This window comes from Mucilaginibacter kameinonensis (assembly GCF_003675385.1).
Classification (GTDB): Bacteria; Bacteroidota; Bacteroidia; order Sphingobacteriales; family Sphingobacteriaceae; genus Mucilaginibacter; species Mucilaginibacter kameinonensis.
In genome coordinates this window covers 90,438-107,385 of sequence record NZ_RCWZ01000006.1, presented here as the reverse complement: position 1 = coordinate 107,385, position 16,948 = coordinate 90,438, and the positions used below count along the sequence as shown (strand labels likewise).

Here is a 16,948-nt window from a genome sequence, read left to right as displayed (position 1 = left end):
ATACAGGGCGAACCTGCAAATCCGGGATTGCTTCGTTCCTCGCAATGACGCTTTTATAAACTTATTTTTCCTTAGATTATTTTAGAGAATCTACGAAACCGTCAATTCGCCACGCAAATCAGTTTCAAGCCACTCCCTAACCTGGGCCGGGTTGTCACTTTGACCAAGCAGGTACATCATTTTGGTAACAGCGGCTTCAAAGGTCATATCGTAACCGTTGGCCACGCCAATATCTTTCAGGTGTTTGCTGGTTTCGTAACGGCCAAGTTCTACGGTGCCTACCTTACATTGTGAAATATCAAGGATCACCTTGCCACTGTCGATAGCGTTTTTCAGCAAATCTATAAACCAGGCATCGGTAGTAGTATTACCCGCACCAAAAGTTTCCATTACTATACCACGCACATCGGCACTTAGTATGTTTTCGACTACCTTAGGGCTTATGCCTGGGTACAGTTTTAACACACCTACATCACTAACCAGGTTATTATGGATAATAAGGGCGCTTTCGTCTTCAGGTTGCCTGATGTCATTTACGCTAAAGCGTAAGTGCACTCCCGATTCGGCCAGTATAGGATAGTTTGGCGAGCGGAAAGCTTCAAATTTTGATGAGTTATATTTAAAAGCCCTGTTACCGCGGAAAAGTTTATAATCAAAATAAATACAAACCTCCGGCACACGGGCACGATCGTTCTTTTTGGCTTTAGCTATTTCAATAGCCGTCATCAGGTTTTCCTTCGCGTCTGTACGGATAGCGCTGATAGGCAATTGCGAGCCCGTAAAAATAATAGGCTTGCCTAAGTTCTCTAACATAAAACTCAATGCCGAAGCGGTATACGCCATTGTATCCGAACCGTGCAAAATTACAAAGCCATCGTTATCATGGTAGTTAGACTGGATAAGTCCTGCCAATTCACTCCATATTTCGGGGTTCATATTTGATGAATCGATGATCTCATCAAATGAATGTACTTTAATACGGCAGTTAAGCTTTTCAAGCTCGGGCACATTATCCATTATTTGCTCAAAGTTGATAGGCTTGAGCACCTTGGTAACCGGATCACTCATCATACCGATTGTCCCTCCGGTATAGATGATTAAAATTTGGCTCATTAATTAAGTTTATGCTGTGGTAAAATATTTAAACAATTTCAAATTCCGAACACAAGCCTGGAATTTTCGGTAGTGACCTCGGCCACTTTTTCAATGCTTGTGTGGTGAAGCTCGGCTACTTTCCCGGCGATATACACCAGGTACGAGCTTTCATTAGGTTTACCCCTGAACGGAACGGGCGTAAGGTACGGAGAATCTGTTTCTAAAACTATATGTTTTAAGTCAATTTCCTGTATTACTTTATCAAGTCCCGAGTTCTTGTAAGTAACAACGCCGCCTATACCGAGGTAAAAATTCAGGTCGATAACTTTCTGCGCTTGTTCAACCGTACCGCCAAAGCAATGGAAAATGCCACGCAGTTTTTCATCCGCTTCCTGTTTCAACACTTCGTACACTTCGTCAAAAGCATCACGGCAATGGATCACTATGGGCAAATCAAGGTTTTTAGCCCAATTGATCTGCTTTATAAAAGCATCTACCTGTTCTTTTAAATGCGTTTTATCCCAATACAGGTCAATACCAATCTCGCCAATGGCATAGATCTTATTTTGCTGATGGGCATCCATAATGGCCGATAGTTCGTCTTCCCAGGCTTCCTTTACATCGCAGGGATGTAAGCCAAGCATAGGGTAACAATATTGAGGATAGTCGTTTACCAAACCATAAACCAGCGGAACAGACGCGGCATCAACATTAGGTAAAAACAAACGGGTAATGCTATTATCGATACAACGCTGCATTAATGACGCGCGTTTTTCAGGAATGTTTTCGTAATATAGATGTGTATGCGTGTCGGTTAAAACCATGCTGCAAAAATAAACCTTGAATACTTAATAACGAATTTATAACCGTAAAGTATAAACCCATCTAACTAAAAATTGCTCCCTATAAACAAAAAACCTCCTGCTTTTAGGGCAAGAGGTTGATTATTATGATCTTTTAATATGATTACTTGGTTTTCTTGGCAGGATTAACCTTCACCAATTCAATATCAAATAAAAGGGTGCTGCCAGGAGGGATTGCGCCCGAACCTCTATCACCATAGGCAAGACCCGATGGAATAATGAAAGTAGCTTTTGAACCTTCGTTAAGCAAAAGCAAAGCTTCCTCCCAACCTGGTATTACACGGCCTTCGCCCAGTACCACACTAATTGGCTCATACGGGCGGCCAGGCTGATCTAAACCGGCAGCTTTGGCATTAGCTTCGATGCTGCTGTCAAATACTTTGCCGTTAAGCAGCTTACCTGTGTAATTAACCAGTACGGTATCGCCGTTTGCCGGTTTACTTTTATCAGTTGGGCTGGTAATTACATATTGTAAGCCTGATGCAGTGCTTGTGGTTTTAAGACCGTGTGAAGTTACATACGCGTTAGCAGCAGCTACTTCAGCCTGTTTTTGCTTTTCCAAAGCGGCATTTCTTTCGGCCATAGCTTCATTTATCGACTGGATTTTTTCCATTTTAATCACGAAGCTCAGAAAACTGCCTTTAGGGAAAAACGGCGGACGGGCTTCTTCATGACCTTTAAATATCGAATCGGCAGGGATTTTTACCAAAGCGCTGTCTTTAGCAGCCAAAAGCGGGAAAACATCCATCATATCACCTAAACCGCGCGACGGCTGGATCTGGGCCTGTGCAGGGTGCCCTGCTGCGAAGCTATTATAAAGTACAGAATCTTTATCCGTTTTCTGGATAAAGTTAAAAGTGATCACATCACTGGTTTTAGGTTTTACCCCTGTGTTTGCGGTATAGATCTTGTAAAAAGAGCCCTTAGATGTTTTAAGCATGCCAACAACCTGTGGCGGTGTAACCGTTTTTTTTGCAGGAACGGTTTTTTTAACCGCGCCGCTTTTGGCTGCAGCAGGGCGTTTTTTTACAGCACCGGTTTGCGCATTAGCAGTTAAAGCCGATAGGCTTAATAAAGGTGCTATAAAATAAAAAATGTACTTTTTCATAAGCTATAAATAAAAAAGCCTTTCCTGCTTGTGCAGGAAAGGCTTCATAAGATAGTATAATTATTTTGTTGCCGGAGTTGGCGTTGGCATTTGCATTTGCGGCATAACCGGTTTCGGCGCGTTTGGATTTGGGTGAACAATATTTACAAGTTCAACTTCAAACACAAGCGGTGTATAAGGCTGCATTTGCGGGCTACCCTGGTCACCATAACCTAATGATGAAGGAACAACCAATACAGCTTTAGTGCCTTTGTTAAACAATTGGAAAGCTTCGTCCCAGCCTTTGATCACTTTACCTTCACCTACCGGGATGCGGATTGGCTGGTAAGGGTTCATCGGGTTGATTTGCATTTTTTCTTTAACAGCAACTTCTTTAGAGCTGGTTTCTAAAACCTTACCGGTAACAAGCCTTAAAGTATAGTTAATTACTGCGGTATCACCTACAGCAGCGTTTGCACCGGCACCCGGTGTAGTAACAGCATAGTTTAAGCCAGACGCGGTTTTGGTGAATTTCAGATCTTTATGAGCATCTAAGTAACCTTGAATTTTTGCAGGCTCTTTGCCTTTAAGGGCATCGGTCTGGCCTTTCATGTATTGGGTAACACGGTCACGGAAAACCTGCTCGTTAAGAGCACCTTTAGCAATAACTTTCTCTATTTTGATAGTATAAACGAGGTATTTGCCTTTAAAGCCCGGAGGACGTTGCTGGCCACCTTTAAATACCGAATCGGCAGCTATTTTGAATGTAGCACTATCCCCTTCACCCAACAATGCCAAACCAGAAACAATATCACCTTTCATCTGTGATTTAGGCATCAGCGTTGGGATAGGCTGGCCATTATCATAAGAATTGTTGATAATTGAATCTTTATCGGTTTTAAGGATCATGTTCAGTGTCATAAAGTCACCTTCCTTAACTTTAGGATTGCCTTTTGAAGTGTGGATGTTGTAAAGCAAGCCGCCATCGCCCTGCTTAAACCCACCGTTGCAACTTGCAAATCCTATAGCCGCAAGTGACAGAAACATCAGTTTTCTTTTCATCATTACTTTTTTACTGTATTAATAGTTTTTTATATTCAGGTAAAATTTGTTTAAACTGTTGGATAACGTGCTCGAGGGTATCATCTGAATGACCGCCCGCCGCATTGCGGTGCCCACCGCCGTTAAAGTATTTTTTGCAAATTTCATTAGCTGGAAATTCGCCTTTTGAGCGCAAAGAAAGTTTCACCCTATCGGTACGTTCAACTATAAAAGCAGCCAATCGCACATTTGCCATTGATAGCGCATAATTCACAACGCCTTCGGTATCGCCGGTTTCAACGTCAAAACGCTGAAGGTCCTGTTTACTCACGGCAATGATAGCGGTATTAAATTCTGGTAATACCTCCAGGCAATTCGCCAGGCAATGCCCTAAAAAGCGTAACCTGTTTTCAGACGCGCTATTATAAACCAGCTCATGAATGCGCCAGTTAACGGCACCCGCGTCAATCAGGTCGGCAACAATGCGGTGAACCCCGGACGTAGTATTAGGAAGCCTAAACGATGCAGAATCGGTCATGATGCCTGTGTAAAGGCACGTAGCTACATCCTTATTTACAAGTTCTTTATGGTGAAGTTCATTTACGATAAAATCATACACCAGTTGCGCGGTAGCGCAGGCATTGATATCCCAGTGCCTATAATCGTCAAAATCAGCCGGTTCCAGGTGATGGTCGATCATGATCTTATAAGCGCTGCTTTCGGCAACCAGTTCGCCCATATCATTGATACGGCTCAGGGCATTAAAGTCAAGGCAAAATATCAGCTTGGCATCGGCTATCAGGGCGGCAGCCTCTTCGCGGTGCTCGGTATAGACAATAACGTTCTCGTTACCAGGCAACCAGCTTAAAAAGTCAGGATAATCTGTAGGGGCAATAACCCTGGCATGATGGCCCTGCTGTATTAAATAATTATATAAGCCTAATGACGATCCCATAGCATCACCATCAGGTTTATGATGGGTAGTGATTACTATCTTTTGAGGTTGCGTTAAAAGGTCAGTAAGCGAAGCTAAATCTAACATCAATTCTTAAAAAAAGAGTTGCAAAGCTAAATAAATAAATGAAATACAAACCATCTAATTTAATTCAAAAAGCTTTATGATACAGTTACAAAAGCCTATTTTTGCGGCAAATTTTAAATAACCGCGTAAGTGTTGTTTAAAATTAACCCAACAAAGGCTTTTAGTCTATTAATAACCAAAAAAAGAAACAATTATTTCAATGAAAACTAACAGAACGTTTACAATGATAAAGCCAGATGCAGTTGCAGACGGCCACATCGGTGCTATTTTAGATATTATTACCAAAAATGGTTTTAAAATTGTAGCCCTTAAATACACTAAACTATCTGCAGAAAAAGCCGGACAGTTTTACGAAGTGCATAAAGAGCGTCCTTTTTATGCCGGACTGGTTGAATTTATGTCATCAGGCCCTATCGTAGCGGCTATTCTTGAAAAAGATAACGCTATTACCGAATTCCGTACATTAATTGGTGCTACTAACCCTGCGGATGCTGCTGAAGGTACTATCCGTAACCTGTATGCAAGGTCAATTGGTGAAAATGCCGTTCACGGTTCAGACTCTGACGAGAACGCAGACATTGAAGGAAACTTCTTTTTCTCGGCTTTTGAAAGGTTTTAATTAGCCTTATTTCGGGTGCAATCAGGCAATCAGCGGGTTGCACCCGAAATGTTTACGTTTTTCTTGGAAGTATGGTTACATTTTTTTTAACTTTACATTCACTACCTGAACATTATTACATTTAGACGAACCAAGAAATATCGAACAAGATGAAGCCGTTATTCAAATACATATTTTACGTACTGGTGCTGGTACTTTTAGTTATCGGTTCGATACTGCTTTATAAAACTCACCCTGAAGCACAACTTGCTTTTACAATTCCGGGCTTGTTCATCCTTGCTTACTCAAAGCTTACCGATGATATTAAGCTAAAGCACCACGGTATGGTTAGAGGAAGATAATCTCTTCTACAATAATACTTTTAGCTTCGTTATTTATTTTCTCGATGATCTGACTGCGCATCAGCATCAGTTCGTTTTTTATTACCGACGATTCAATCCTCAGGAATAATTTCTTATCCCGAACAAATAATTCCTTGGTACGATTGGCTACCGATTTACCTACCAGGTCAGGCCAGGCCGTAACAACACCGGTTTCATCAAAACGTCTTTTGATCTTGTACACATTAAGCATTTGCTCAATAGCCTCTTTCAGTGTTTTATCATTTGTTTTACGCATCAATCGCTCCTCCCTTAACTTTAAATAATTTAACGGGTACTCCTATTTTATTAAAAACGCTTTCAACACGCTCAACCCCGGTATCGGTTATAAAAACCTGGCCAAAATCATTGTTCGATACCATCTGCATCAATTTGGTAACACGTCCGTCATCCAGTTTGTCAAAAATATCATCAAGCAAAAGCAAAGGTTTAAAACCTTTTTGCTGATGCAGAAAGCTGTACTGTGCAAGTTTCAGCGCAATTAAAAATGACTTCTGCTGCCCCTGCGATCCAAATTTTTTCATGGCCATGCCGTGAATATTAAACTGCAGATCGTCTTTATGAATGCCGGCGGTAGTTCGCTCCAGCGCTTTATCCCTATCAAAACTTCTCTTTAATAAATTATCAAAACTATCTGTAAGCAATTGTGATTCATAGATGAGTTCGACCCTTTCGGCATTATCGCTCAAAAAATCATAGTGCTTATTAAATACCGGTACAAAGGTATCCATAAAGGCACGGCGCCTTTCAAAAATACGCATGCCCGAATCTGTTAGCTGCTCATCAATTACTTCAAACAACCCCCCGTCATAACGCCCGGTTTCGTTTACCTGCTTTAACAGCGCGTTACGGTTGGTGAGGATCTTATTATAGGTGATCAGCTCATCCAGATAATGGTTATCTGTTTGCGATATCACATTATCGATAAACTTGCGGCGCTCCTCGCTCCCTTCTGTTATAATACTGGTATCATTTGGCGAGATCATTACCAGCGGCAGCAGCCCGATATGATCGGCCAGGCGCTGATAATCCTTCTTATTGCGCTTAAACTGCTTTTTCTGGTTTCGTTTCACCGAACAGGCCACAGCTTCGGGCTGATCATTTTTATTAAACACCCCGGTAACAATAAAAAAATCGGCCCCTTGCTTTATCTGCTGACTATCAATTGGGTTAAAGTAACTTTTACATAACGAAAGGTAATGAATAGCATCAAGCAAATTGGTTTTGCCAGCCCCGTTGTTACCCGTAAAAGCATTAACCCCATCGCTGAAAACCAGTTCGACTTCATCGTAATTTTTAAAATTGATAACTGATAGTTGCTGAAGGTGCATGGGATGGCAAAGTTAGTGTTTTTTGGTGAGTGGTTGATGGTTCATGGTTGATAGTTCATAGTCATTAGTAGAATCTACGGGCACAAATCAGCCTCATCAAACACCTGAAAAAACTACCTGCAGCGGCTATGAACCATGAACTATCAACCATGAACCATCCTCTTTAAAGATTTAATACAAAAGGTATTGCCAGTAAATTTGAAAACCGTATTTTTGCAAACTTAATTTTAGAACAACAATGTCAAAAACCCAGGCGAACACCAAAGTTGCAGCACCAGAAAACAATTTTGGTCAGAGTGGCAATTTTGTACGCGAGAACCAAAAAAGCTTACTGTTTATTGTAGGGGCTATCGTCGCCCTTATTGCTATCTATTTTATTTACATTAAATTATACTTAGGTCCGCGTGAAGTTACTGCCGCTAACCAAATGTATAAAGCACAAGAGTTCTGGCAGCAAAAAAACTGGGACAAAGCCATTAAAGGCGATGCCGGTTTCCCTGGTTTTGAAAAAATCATCAGCGATTACAGCAACACTAAAGCTGCTAACCTGGCTTATTTTTACCTGGGTACAGCGTATTTAAATAAAGGTGATTACCGCAAAGCCGTTGACAACCTGACTAACTATCGTGGTGACGACAACATGATTGCAGCCGAGGCTTTCGGCAGCACCGGTGATGCTTACGTAGAGTTGAAAGACTACGAAAAAGCAGAAACTTATTTCAGCAAAGCGGTTGACAAGGCAAAAAACAAATTCTTATCGCCACTTTACCTTAAAAAGTTAGGTTTAACTTACGAGGCTCAAAAAAATAACAAAGAAGCTGCCGACGCTTATAAAAGGATAAAAAATGAATATCCTGAAAGTGCTGAAGCTCAAAATATCGACGAGTATATAGCACGCGCTGAAGCAAAACAATAATTTATTTCGGATTTGAGAATTTCGATTTCGGATTTATCAGGTAGTTAAATACCTTTAAATCCGGAATCGATTTTTTTTATAAGCAGATTTTAATCGTCAATCACAGCGCTTAGCAAATCCGAAATCGAAGCTCCGAAATTCGAAATCAAAATATCCGAAATCAAAATGGCTACACAGCTTAAAAACCTTTCCGACTTTTCAAATACCGAAATACCTTCGGCAGCACCGTATCGCTTTGGCATTGTTGTAGCCGAGTGGAACGCCGAAATTACCAATGCACTTTACCAGGGCGCATACCAAAGCCTGGTAAACAATGGGGCATTAGCCGAAAACATTTTTTCATACCAGGTACCGGGCAGCTTTGAGCTTACCTCAGGAGCCGACCTGTTATTGCAAAAAGGAAACCTTGACGCGGTGATTTGCCTGGGCTGTGTAATACAGGGCGAAACAAGACATTTTGATTTTATTTGCGACGCGGTAGCACACGGCGTAAGTAATGTATCTATAAAATATTCAAAACCTGTTATATTTGGTGTATTAACCACCGACAATCAGCAACAGGCTATTGACCGGGCAGGTGGCAAACATGGCAATAAAGGCGATGAAGCGGCTATCACCGCTATCAAAATGGCTGCACTTGCCGAAACATTAAACAGTTAACACTCGTTAAAGCAGTTAATTTAGCTCAACATGAAAAAATTAGTTTACATAGCACTTATAGCGGCGGCAATTGCAACAGTATCATCCTGCTCAAACAAATTGTGCCCTGCTTACGGTTCATATCCTAAAACAGGTCGTTAACAGTTAATTGTCATTTTTAAACCTGTTTAAACACATTGCAGAGTTTTTGTGTTATAATTACGTTATAGCATTTTAACTATTAATAATAATATGAACTGGATTTCGTTGGAGACGGCCGATCAGCTTATGCAGATCAAACAGCAGGAAGGCTATAGCCTTATATTTAAACACAGCACACGCTGTTCCATCAGCATGATGGCAAAAAGGCGATTTGAGCTTGACTGGGATAATCTTCCCGAAAATATGCCCCTCTATTTTTTAGACCTGATCAAACACCGCGACCTGTCAAACCAGGTAGCACAGTTGTTTCAGGTACATCATGAATCGCCGCAAGTACTACTCATCAAAAACGGCGAATGCATTCTTGACCAATCGCACAGCGGTATCTCCGTTGATGAAACTTTAGAAGTATTGAATTAATATTGTTCATGGATCATAGTTCATGGTTCATGGGTTCATAAAATGTTAGTGTTAGTACGTTACAGCAAATGATCATTTTGCAGTCATTTGCTGCCACTATGAACTATGAACCATTCCCCATCAACTAAATATTTAACTACATTTGCACTATGATTGAATTGCCGGTAGTTCCTGCTGTTAGCCAGCCTGTGCGTAAGCCCGATTGGCTTAGGGTTAAACTTCCTACAGGAAAAGAATATGCTCACGTACGCAGCCTTGTTGATACCCACAAGCTGCACACTATATGCGAAAGTGGTAACTGCCCTAATATGGGCGAGTGCTGGGGAGCCGGTACTGCTACTTTTATGATCCTTGGTAATATTTGTACCCGCTCGTGTTCGTTTTGTGCTGTAGCGACAGGCAGGCCATTGGCAGTTGATGTTGATGAGCCAAACCGCGTAGCTACTTCAGTAAAACTGATGCAGGTAAAACATTGCGTTATTACCTCGGTAGATCGCGACGATTTAAAAGATGGTGGTTCCATTATCTGGGCCGAAACCATTAACGCTATCCGCCGCGAAAGCCCGGAAACTACTTTAGAAACCCTGCTGCCCGATTTTAAAGGTAACTGGGATAACCTTGCCCGCGTTTTGGAAACCAGACCTGAAGTGGTATCTCATAACCTGGAAACTGTAAGGCGCCTCACCAAAGAGGTACGCATCCAGGCAAAATATGATCGTAGCCTTGAAGCATTAAAACATATTTCAGAAGCTGGCCTGCGCACCAAATCGGGCATTATGCTTGGCCTGGGCGAAACTGAAGAAGATGTTCTGGAAGCTATGGACGATTTACTTGCAGCCGGCGTACACATACTTACATTAGGCCAATACTTACAGCCAACCCGCAACCATCACCCGGTAATTGACTGGATCCACCCAGATCAGTTTGCCCGTTACAAACAATTTGGACTTGATAAGGGTTTTAGATATGTAGAAAGCGGACCATTGGTACGCTCATCTTATCACGCTGAAAAACATCTGTTTGAAATGTGATAATTCCTTTATATCTTCACCAAGTTGAGTAAAAAACGAAAAATATCGCTGTCGGAAGAAGAACTGGTGCTGTCATTACAGCACCGGGAAAAAATTGCCGTAGAAGCGCTATATGATATGTATTCGGCCTCGTTATTCGGGGTAATATCACGCATTATAAATGACACCGCTATAGCCGAAGATGTTTTACAGGAAACTTTTGTAAAAATCTGGCATTCCTTTTCAAGCTACAGTACTGAAAAAGGCCGTTTATTTACCTGGATGGTTAATATCGCGCGCAACCTTGCGATCGATAAGATCAGATCGAAAGATTTTAAGAACCAAAACAAAAACCAGGAGATTGAAAATAACGTAACTTTCATTGACGAGCAAAGGAACACAGTTTACAAACCTGAGTTAATGGGCGTTAAGGATTTAGTGCAAACACTAAAACCCGAACAAAAGCTAATTATAGAGCTGGTGTATTTTAAGGGTTATACCCATGTGGAGGCCGCCGAAGAGTTAGGCATGCCACTTGGAACCATTAAAACCCGGTTACGAATGGCTATCCTGGAACTCAGAAAACATTTTAATTGAAAGTGGAAGATTTAAAAGCATATATTGAATCAGGGATACTGGAACTTTACGTTCTGGGGGATGTTACCCCGGCCGAAAGGTTACAAGTTGAAGAGATGGCTTCAAAGCATCCGGCTATTAAGGCTGAGCTGGATGAAATTGAGCGGTCAATAGAATTATATGCTGAAGAAAACGCGATAGAACCATCTGAACAATTACGTAACCGTGTGTTAGGAAGCCTGCTAACAAATTTTGGCGACGATAACAACTTTCCGACGCCCACCCACGTACAACATGAAAATGTTGTAGCCATGCAACCTAACGCCGATAAAGGAACCAACTTTTATAAATACGCATTTGCAGCTTGCCTTGCTTTATTATTGGCAAGCGCCATAGCTTTATATAATCTTTATACCCGCCTTAACGACACCAATACCCAGTTAAGTGCCATGCAGGCGCAAAATCAGCATTTTAGCAATACAGTTAGCGCTAAGGATAGTGAACTGAACCTATTAAGAGATACATCATACAAATTGATACACTTAAGAGGTACTGCAAAATCGCCTGAATCAATAATGACTGTAGCCTTTAGTCCATCTAAACAAAAAGTAGTTATTGATATGGAAGGCCTAAAACTGCCCGCAAATGATCAAACTCATCAATACCAGCTTTGGGCACTGGTGGGCGGCAAACCGGTTGACCTGGGTGTATTTGATGCTACAGCTGATTCAAGCGGCTTCAAGAACATGAAAGCAATAGCCGCAGCTGATGCATTTGCTGTAACACTTGAGCCAAGAGGCGGTAGCGCAAGCCCAACACTATCAGAAATGGTAGTACTTGGCAAATACTAAAACCATAAATAGCCGCCTTTTAGGTTGCTCATAAATAAAAAAGCTTACATTTTTTTCAGATTTATTCCGAAAACGATGTAAGCTTTTTGTTTTTTATCCGTTAGTAGTTATATTTCGTGTAAACCTAAAGTTCACGGAATAAATTATTTAACATATTTTTAACGAAAACCAAAACCAATTATTAGTTTTTTTGTAACTAATAAGTACGTGTAAGCGTCTTATGATTAGTTAGGACATAAACGAGAGAAAAAACCTAAAATTCCTAACCCCCAGATTTGAGTATTTAGTTCTTTATAAGATCAGTTAATAGTTAATTAAAACGGGCGTATAATACTTGCGGCCGTTTTTTTATGCCCTTAATTTTGCCATGGTGATTGGCAATTGTGCAATAAGTTTACCCGGCAAAACAACATGCATCCGGTTAGGCAGCGCCAGTTCGTCACCAGCCTTACCGTGAATATAAGCTCCAATAATACAAGCCTGCTCCGGAGCATACTTCTGCCCAAGTAGCGCGGCTATTATACCGGTAAGCACATCGCCCATTCCCCCACTGGCCATTGCAGCATTGCCAGACGAATTAAAATAAGCTGTACCATTAGGTGTGGCCACAATAGTATAATCGTTTTTCAGCAGGATACACAGGTTTAGTTCTTTTGCCTTAACTATTGCTTTCTGTAGCCGCTGCCACCAGTTGGTATGTTCGCCAAATAGCCTGTCAAACTCTTTCATGTGCGGAGTTAAAACGCTCCCGGCGGGCAATTGAGTTAACACCTCCTGATTTTCTGCAAGCAGGTTCAGGGCATCAGCGTCAATAACTAATGGCTTTTTATAGTTTTTGATGATGGCTTTCAACAATGCCAGAGCATCAACATCTTTACCTAAACCAGGACCCACGGCAATTGAACTGAATTTATCCCATTCAATTTCCGGAAGTTCATCGCCGGTCCTCACTATCGCCATTATTTCGGGCTGATAGCTATTAAGCGCTGTTAAACCGCTTTCGGGGACACAAGCTGTTGTTAACCCGGCTCCCGCATGTGCAGCTGCCGATGAACTCAGCAAGGCTGCCCCCATGGTTTTGGCCTGACCTGCTACGATTAGGGCATGGCCGTAAGTACCTTTATTGCTAAAGCGATGACGGGGCTTGAGCATTTGCCTGATATCTTTTTCTTCAATAAACTGGTATGGTGATTTCAGGCTGTGCACAAACCTATCGTCGATACCAATATTTACAGCTTCCCAGCAATTGATATAGGGCGCAGACTCAGGCAGCAGGAAATTGATCTTGGGCTGCTGAAAGGTTATCACCAAATCGGCCTTTATGGCAACAGTATCTTTGGGCACCTCCCCTTCGGAAAAAAAGCCTGTAGGTACATCAACCGAAACAATTGTGCGCTCAAGATCATTGATGTAATTAACCAACCGCTCGTAATCGCCGGAAAGGGACTTGTTCAACCCGCTGCCAAGCAATGCGTCAATTATTACGGGGCTGTTATCAACGGGAAATTCTTCGCCCTTGCCAAGTTCGGTTATTGTTACGCAGGTTTGCTTTAACCTTTCAAAATTATGATTGAAATCGGCAGAGGCTTTATCAGAAAAACGGGCTATAACAACATGCAGGTTATTATAATGATGATCGCATAAAATACGCGCTATGGCTAAGCCATCCCCCCCGTTATTCCCTGTTCCGCAATAAAAAGTTATGGGTTCATTTTTATCGGGGAAACGATTTGCAAACCATCCCACAAAAGCCCTGGAAGCACGCTCCATCAGGTCGACAGATGATATCGGTTCATGAGCAATGGTATAAGCATCACCCTCGCGAATTTGTTCAGCAATTAATAAAGGAAGCATATATCCTAAAGTAAGGATTTATAAGATTTGTTTGCGGGGAAACTTATGTGAATAATTTTATTATGAAAACAAAGAAGCCATTCCGGCAGGATGGCTTCTTTGAATAACAGGTATATGATATATAACCTCCTTAAGGCTTCTTCCAAAACAAGTTGCTGTTGTTTGTATGATAGGTTATCACACTATACCTTTTACTAACCGATGTCTCAAACCTATCGGCTTTGGGATCTTTACTCCCAACAGGCAGCAGTTCCACATATGTAAAAACTTTACCTGGCGTAATGGTTTGCGAATTGTACTCGCTTACAACCGGGCATATCATTCTGTATAAATGCTCGGCTAAAAAGGTATATACATAATCTTCCTTTTTTGTTGGGATGTTGTGATAATTAGCCGTGCTGTTTAAGATGATCGGTCGGCCGTCAATTATACGTTGCCTTACTTCTTCTATGCTTAAAAACAAACCTTTCTCATCTTTCATATAGGCATTTTCCTGCGGGTCGATATAGATCCATTTATTTAGCGAATCGATATACAGCGCATTAACCACATGCCCGCCATGTGCTACAGGATAAGCGTCAGAAAAACAAATAACCGTTCTCGACTTAAAACCCATAGCTAAGAAAATATCATTCATCCCTATCGACAGCACATAACAGCCCTGCCCTACTTTGTGCGAGCGATAAAAAGAGATCACGTTCATGGCATTCAGCGAATCAATATTAAGCGTGTCCTGATGCGGTACCTGGTTATGAAACCAATTTAGTAAACGGATGGCCCTATCGGTTTGAGAACCTTTGCCGGCAACCGAATCAAGATTAAATGCCTGCCTCAAACCAATTAGTTGTGGGCTTAATTGCGATTGATAGGTAAAGTCGGGAAAACTCTGATGCCCTGCATTATCATATGGCGCACTTTTACTTAGTTGCTTTACGTGTGCAAAATCCCTGTAAGATTGTGCTTTAACTTGCGCTGAGGCTGCAAACAACAGGCAGGCAATTATAACTGATTTAACTTTCATTTGTATTTAAATTGTTGATTTTGAACAAATAAACACACATAAAACATCGCTTTTTATATTTTTAGCTGTAAGGGCAATCGTGTACCGTCAAAAGGGCATTTTAAACGACAAACTAATTTCAGGGAGATAAATTGCCTGTTAAAGGTTTTCAATCCGTTACTCGCAAAAAAATTGGCCGTACAAATAAAAATTCAGCATTTTTAACCATGCCGGTATTCAAACACATACTTTATAAAGACATCATAAGGCACAGTTTATTCTGGCTGGCGTACATACTGTATCAGGCGGTAACCTATAAATGGAACAATGTAGATGAACTTAGCTTTCAGCTACCTCCGCAGATTATAGGTATTACGGTACCATTAACCATAGTTATTACCTATATAAATCTGCTGGTGCTAATGCCATGGCTATATCGCAGGCGCAGGTATGTTTTATATGCCGTATTCTTTTTATTAATAATAACTATCGGCGGTGTACTTACAAGGCTACTCACCCACCTTTTTGTACTACCATGGGAACAGGTCCATGACCCGGCCAGATATAAATTGGAAATAAAAACATTTTGGATCCCAATACGGATAACACGCCTTTCATTTGAAATGGGAACAATACTTGCCATCACTATGGTATTTCAGCTTATGAGAGATAACATACTGCGTGAAAAACATTTAAGGCAGATAGAAAAAGAGAAATTTACCGCTGAGCTCAATCTCTTGAAAGCACAGATCAACCCGCACTTTTTATTCAATACATTTAACAGCCTGTATGCGCTCACGCTCAACAAGTCAGACATGGCGCCGGGACTGGTACTTCGCTTATCACAATTGATGCATTACATGCTCTACTCAACATCCGGTGATACGGTATCATTAAGCAACGAGATCAACTATTTAAAAGATTACATCAGCATTGAGCAAACCCGCTTTGCCGACAGGCTTGATATTTCTTTTCAGTGCGCCGGTGTAAACGCCGATGTAAAGATCGCCCCGCTTCTGCTCCTGCCTTTCGTCGAAAACGCGTTTAAGCATGGTGTAGAAGAAGGGTCGGGTTGGATAACTATTAATTTGAATTATTTAAATGGCCATCTTTATTTTAAAGTAGAAAACAGCTATGTGGCAAAAGTAATTCCTCCTAAACCGGGAATAGGTTTGGCCAATGTGCAAAAACGGCTTGAGCTGCTATATCCGGGTAAACATCACCTTAACCTTACAAAAAACGATGAATCGTTTGAGGCTGAACTCAAAATAGACCTATGAAAACAATAAACTGTATAGTTGCCGATGATGAAGAACTGGCCCGTGGTATTATTGACCGTTACATTGCCCAATTACCGCAGCTTAAACTTGTGGCGTCATGCGCTAACGGAGCTGAAACTTTTACCGCGTTAAAAAACAACAAAGTCGATCTGCTTTTTCTGGATATAAAAATGCCGCAGTTAAGCGGGCTCGAATTGCTTCGTTCCATAAAAAATCCGCCGCCGGTAATATTAACAACAGCCTTCAGGGAATATGCCCTCGAAAGTTTTGAAGTTAACGTAATTGATTATCTGCTAAAACCCGTTCCGTTCGATCGCTTTTTGAAAGCTATTGAGAAATATGAGAACCTCGCTAATCCATCGGGCAATGTAGATACCCAAACACCTTTTGTAAATGATGATATAAAAGAGGCTTTTATTTACGTAAAAGCCGATAAAAAAATGGTTCGGATGTTGCTAAAAGACATCTTGTTTATAGAGGGGCTTAAAGATTACGTGCAGGTACACACCACCGACAAAAAGATAGTTACCCACCAAACCCTCAATTATTTTGAAGAGAAATTGCCGCTCGGCCATTTCATGCGTGTTCACCGGTCGTATATTATTGCGTTAAACCATATTCAATCCTATTCGGCAAGCGAAATTGAGATAGGTGGCCGGTTTATTACTATTGGCAACACTTATGCAAAAACAGTGTTAAAACAGCTTGGCTCCGAAAATTGATAACAAAAAAGAGGCTGTCCTTTGGGGGGACAGCCATTCTTTTATCGAAAGTTGTAGGGG

Annotated in this window: 19 protein-coding genes; 10 read left to right on the top strand and 9 right to left on the bottom strand. The window is 41.3% G+C overall.

From position 1 onward, the window contains the following. Positions 1-90: 90 nt before the first annotated feature. The 5 genes from EAH55_RS27665 to EAH55_RS27645 all read right to left on the bottom strand — a co-directional run bounded on the left by EAH55_RS27665 (position 91) and on the right by EAH55_RS27645 (position 5,128). Positions 91-1,113, bottom strand: coding sequence for an asparaginase (locus EAH55_RS27665; RefSeq protein WP_112568868.1), 1,023 nt, complete (start codon positions 1,111-1,113; stop codon positions 91-93). 38 nt (positions 1,114-1,151) lie between these two features. Further along, the gene (locus tag EAH55_RS27660; protein ID WP_121812542.1) at positions 1,152-1,919 is read right to left on the bottom strand and encodes a TatD family hydrolase; all 768 of its coding nucleotides are present in this window, start codon (positions 1,917-1,919) and stop codon (positions 1,152-1,154) included. Positions 1,920-2,061: 142 nt separating this feature from the next. Continuing rightward, positions 2,062-3,066, bottom strand: coding sequence for an FKBP-type peptidyl-prolyl cis-trans isomerase (locus EAH55_RS27655; RefSeq protein ID WP_244228391.1), 1,005 nt, complete (start codon positions 3,064-3,066; stop codon positions 2,062-2,064). A gap of 60 nt (positions 3,067-3,126) precedes the next feature. Further along, on the bottom strand, positions 3,127-4,110 hold the full coding sequence (locus tag EAH55_RS27650; protein ID WP_121812541.1) for an FKBP-type peptidyl-prolyl cis-trans isomerase: 984 nt from the start codon (positions 4,108-4,110) through the stop codon (positions 3,127-3,129). A 7-nt stretch (positions 4,111-4,117) separates the two neighbouring features. Beyond that, positions 4,118-5,128, bottom strand: a complete 1,011-nt coding sequence (locus EAH55_RS27645; protein ID WP_121812540.1) for a DHH family phosphoesterase — start codon at positions 5,126-5,128, stop codon at positions 4,118-4,120. Positions 5,129-5,327: 199 nt separating this feature from the next. Between EAH55_RS27645 and EAH55_RS27640 the strand changes: the two genes are divergently transcribed. Both EAH55_RS27640 and EAH55_RS27635 read left to right on the top strand, forming a co-directional pair. After that, positions 5,328-5,747, top strand: coding sequence for a nucleoside-diphosphate kinase (locus EAH55_RS27640; RefSeq protein WP_091220172.1), 420 nt, complete (start codon positions 5,328-5,330; stop codon positions 5,745-5,747). A gap of 149 nt (positions 5,748-5,896) precedes the next feature. Further along, positions 5,897-6,088, top strand: a complete 192-nt coding sequence (locus tag EAH55_RS27635; RefSeq protein WP_112568877.1) for a hypothetical protein — start codon at positions 5,897-5,899, stop codon at positions 6,086-6,088. On the opposite strand, the gene EAH55_RS27630 is transcribed toward EAH55_RS27635, so the two are convergent. Next, the gene (locus EAH55_RS27630) at positions 6,075-6,365 is read right to left on the bottom strand and encodes a DUF721 domain-containing protein (RefSeq protein WP_112568879.1); all 291 of its coding nucleotides are present in this window, start codon (positions 6,363-6,365) and stop codon (positions 6,075-6,077) included. The two genes, EAH55_RS27635 and EAH55_RS27630, sit on opposite strands and share 14 nt — an antisense overlap. Then, positions 6,358-7,458, bottom strand: a complete 1,101-nt coding sequence (gene recF / locus EAH55_RS27625; RefSeq protein WP_121812539.1) for a DNA replication/repair protein RecF — start codon at positions 7,456-7,458, stop codon at positions 6,358-6,360. Before recF ends, EAH55_RS27630 begins: the two co-directional genes overlap by 8 nt. 238 nt (positions 7,459-7,696) lie before the next feature. Here recF and EAH55_RS27620 point away from each other — a divergent pair, with 238 nt between their 5' ends. The 6 genes from EAH55_RS27620 (at position 7,697) to EAH55_RS27595 (ending at position 12,032) form a co-directional block, all read left to right on the top strand. After that, positions 7,697-8,374 carry a tetratricopeptide repeat protein gene (locus EAH55_RS27620; RefSeq protein ID WP_112568883.1) on the top strand — a complete coding sequence of 226 codons (678 nt, stop codon included), beginning with the start codon at positions 7,697-7,699 and terminating at the stop codon, positions 8,372-8,374. A gap of 165 nt (positions 8,375-8,539) precedes the next feature. Then, entirely contained in the window at positions 8,540-9,034 is a 495-nt protein-coding gene (gene ribH, locus EAH55_RS27615) for a 6,7-dimethyl-8-ribityllumazine synthase (RefSeq protein WP_121812538.1), read from the top strand. Between the two features lie 231 nt (positions 9,035-9,265). Beyond that, complete coding sequence (ytxJ, locus tag EAH55_RS27610) at positions 9,266-9,595, top strand: bacillithiol system redox-active protein YtxJ (RefSeq protein WP_112568887.1); 330 nt, start codon at positions 9,266-9,268, stop codon at positions 9,593-9,595. A gap of 149 nt (positions 9,596-9,744) precedes the next feature. Continuing rightward, positions 9,745-10,626, top strand: a complete 882-nt coding sequence (gene lipA / locus EAH55_RS27605) for a lipoyl synthase (protein ID WP_112568889.1) — start codon at positions 9,745-9,747, stop codon at positions 10,624-10,626. A gap of 24 nt (positions 10,627-10,650) precedes the next feature. Next, entirely contained in the window at positions 10,651-11,202 is a 552-nt protein-coding gene (locus EAH55_RS27600; protein ID WP_112568891.1) for an RNA polymerase sigma factor, read from the top strand. Between the two features lie 2 nt (positions 11,203-11,204). Further along, positions 11,205-12,032 carry an anti-sigma factor gene (locus tag EAH55_RS27595; RefSeq protein ID WP_121812537.1) on the top strand — a complete coding sequence of 276 codons (828 nt, stop codon included), beginning with the start codon at positions 11,205-11,207 and terminating at the stop codon, positions 12,030-12,032. A gap of 348 nt (positions 12,033-12,380) precedes the next feature. On the opposite strand, the gene EAH55_RS27590 is transcribed toward EAH55_RS27595, so the two are convergent. Both EAH55_RS27590 and EAH55_RS27585 read right to left on the bottom strand, forming a co-directional pair. Then, entirely contained in the window at positions 12,381-13,886 is a 1,506-nt protein-coding gene (locus EAH55_RS27590) for an NAD(P)H-hydrate dehydratase (protein WP_121812536.1), read from the bottom strand. A gap of 130 nt (positions 13,887-14,016) precedes the next feature. Then, complete coding sequence (locus tag EAH55_RS27585; protein WP_121812535.1) at positions 14,017-14,907, bottom strand: transglutaminase domain-containing protein; 891 nt, start codon at positions 14,905-14,907, stop codon at positions 14,017-14,019. A 206-nt stretch (positions 14,908-15,113) separates the two neighbouring features. Here EAH55_RS27585 and EAH55_RS27580 point away from each other — a divergent pair, with 206 nt between their 5' ends. Then, the gene (locus EAH55_RS27580) at positions 15,114-16,166 is read left to right on the top strand and encodes a sensor histidine kinase (protein WP_162997074.1); all 1,053 of its coding nucleotides are present in this window, start codon (positions 15,114-15,116) and stop codon (positions 16,164-16,166) included. Next, positions 16,163-16,888, top strand: coding sequence for a LytR/AlgR family response regulator transcription factor (locus tag EAH55_RS27575; protein WP_121812533.1), 726 nt, complete (start codon positions 16,163-16,165; stop codon positions 16,886-16,888). The genes EAH55_RS27580 and EAH55_RS27575 overlap by 4 nt, the downstream gene beginning before the upstream one ends. Positions 16,889-16,948 lie beyond the last annotated feature (60 nt).

Excerpts from the sequence above, each read along its gene's own strand:
- EAH55_RS27665 (WP_112568868.1), bottom strand. The coding sequence starts at position 1,113 with ATGAGCCAAATTTTAATCATCTATACCGGAGGGACAATCGGTATGATG.
- EAH55_RS27660 (WP_121812542.1), bottom strand. The coding sequence starts at position 1,919 with ATGGTTTTAACCGACACGCATACACATCTATATTACGAAAACATTCCT.
- EAH55_RS27655 (WP_244228391.1), bottom strand. The coding sequence starts at position 3,066 with ATGAAAAAGTACATTTTTTATTTTATAGCACCTTTATTAAGCCTATCG.
- EAH55_RS27650 (WP_121812541.1), bottom strand. The coding sequence starts at position 4,110 with ATGATGAAAAGAAAACTGATGTTTCTGTCACTTGCGGCTATAGGATTT.
- EAH55_RS27645 (WP_121812540.1), bottom strand. The coding sequence starts at position 5,128 with ATGTTAGATTTAGCTTCGCTTACTGACCTTTTAACGCAACCTCAAAAG.
- EAH55_RS27640 (WP_091220172.1), top strand. The coding sequence starts at position 5,328 with ATGAAAACTAACAGAACGTTTACAATGATAAAGCCAGATGCAGTTGCA.
- EAH55_RS27635 (WP_112568877.1), top strand. The coding sequence starts at position 5,897 with ATGAAGCCGTTATTCAAATACATATTTTACGTACTGGTGCTGGTACTT.
- EAH55_RS27630 (WP_112568879.1), bottom strand. The coding sequence starts at position 6,365 with ATGCGTAAAACAAATGATAAAACACTGAAAGAGGCTATTGAGCAAATG.
- recF (WP_121812539.1), bottom strand. The coding sequence starts at position 7,458 with ATGCACCTTCAGCAACTATCAGTTATCAATTTTAAAAATTACGATGAA.
- EAH55_RS27620 (WP_112568883.1), top strand. The coding sequence starts at position 7,697 with ATGTCAAAAACCCAGGCGAACACCAAAGTTGCAGCACCAGAAAACAAT.
- ribH (WP_121812538.1), top strand. The coding sequence starts at position 8,540 with ATGGCTACACAGCTTAAAAACCTTTCCGACTTTTCAAATACCGAAATA.
- ytxJ (WP_112568887.1), top strand. The coding sequence starts at position 9,266 with ATGAACTGGATTTCGTTGGAGACGGCCGATCAGCTTATGCAGATCAAA.
- lipA (WP_112568889.1), top strand. The coding sequence starts at position 9,745 with ATGATTGAATTGCCGGTAGTTCCTGCTGTTAGCCAGCCTGTGCGTAAG.
- EAH55_RS27590 (WP_121812536.1), bottom strand. The coding sequence starts at position 13,886 with ATGCTTCCTTTATTAATTGCTGAACAAATTCGCGAGGGTGATGCTTAT.
- EAH55_RS27585 (WP_121812535.1), bottom strand. The coding sequence starts at position 14,907 with ATGAAAGTTAAATCAGTTATAATTGCCTGCCTGTTGTTTGCAGCCTCA.
- EAH55_RS27580 (WP_162997074.1), top strand. The coding sequence starts at position 15,114 with ATGCCGGTATTCAAACACATACTTTATAAAGACATCATAAGGCACAGT.
- EAH55_RS27575 (WP_121812533.1), top strand. The coding sequence starts at position 16,163 with ATGAAAACAATAAACTGTATAGTTGCCGATGATGAAGAACTGGCCCGT.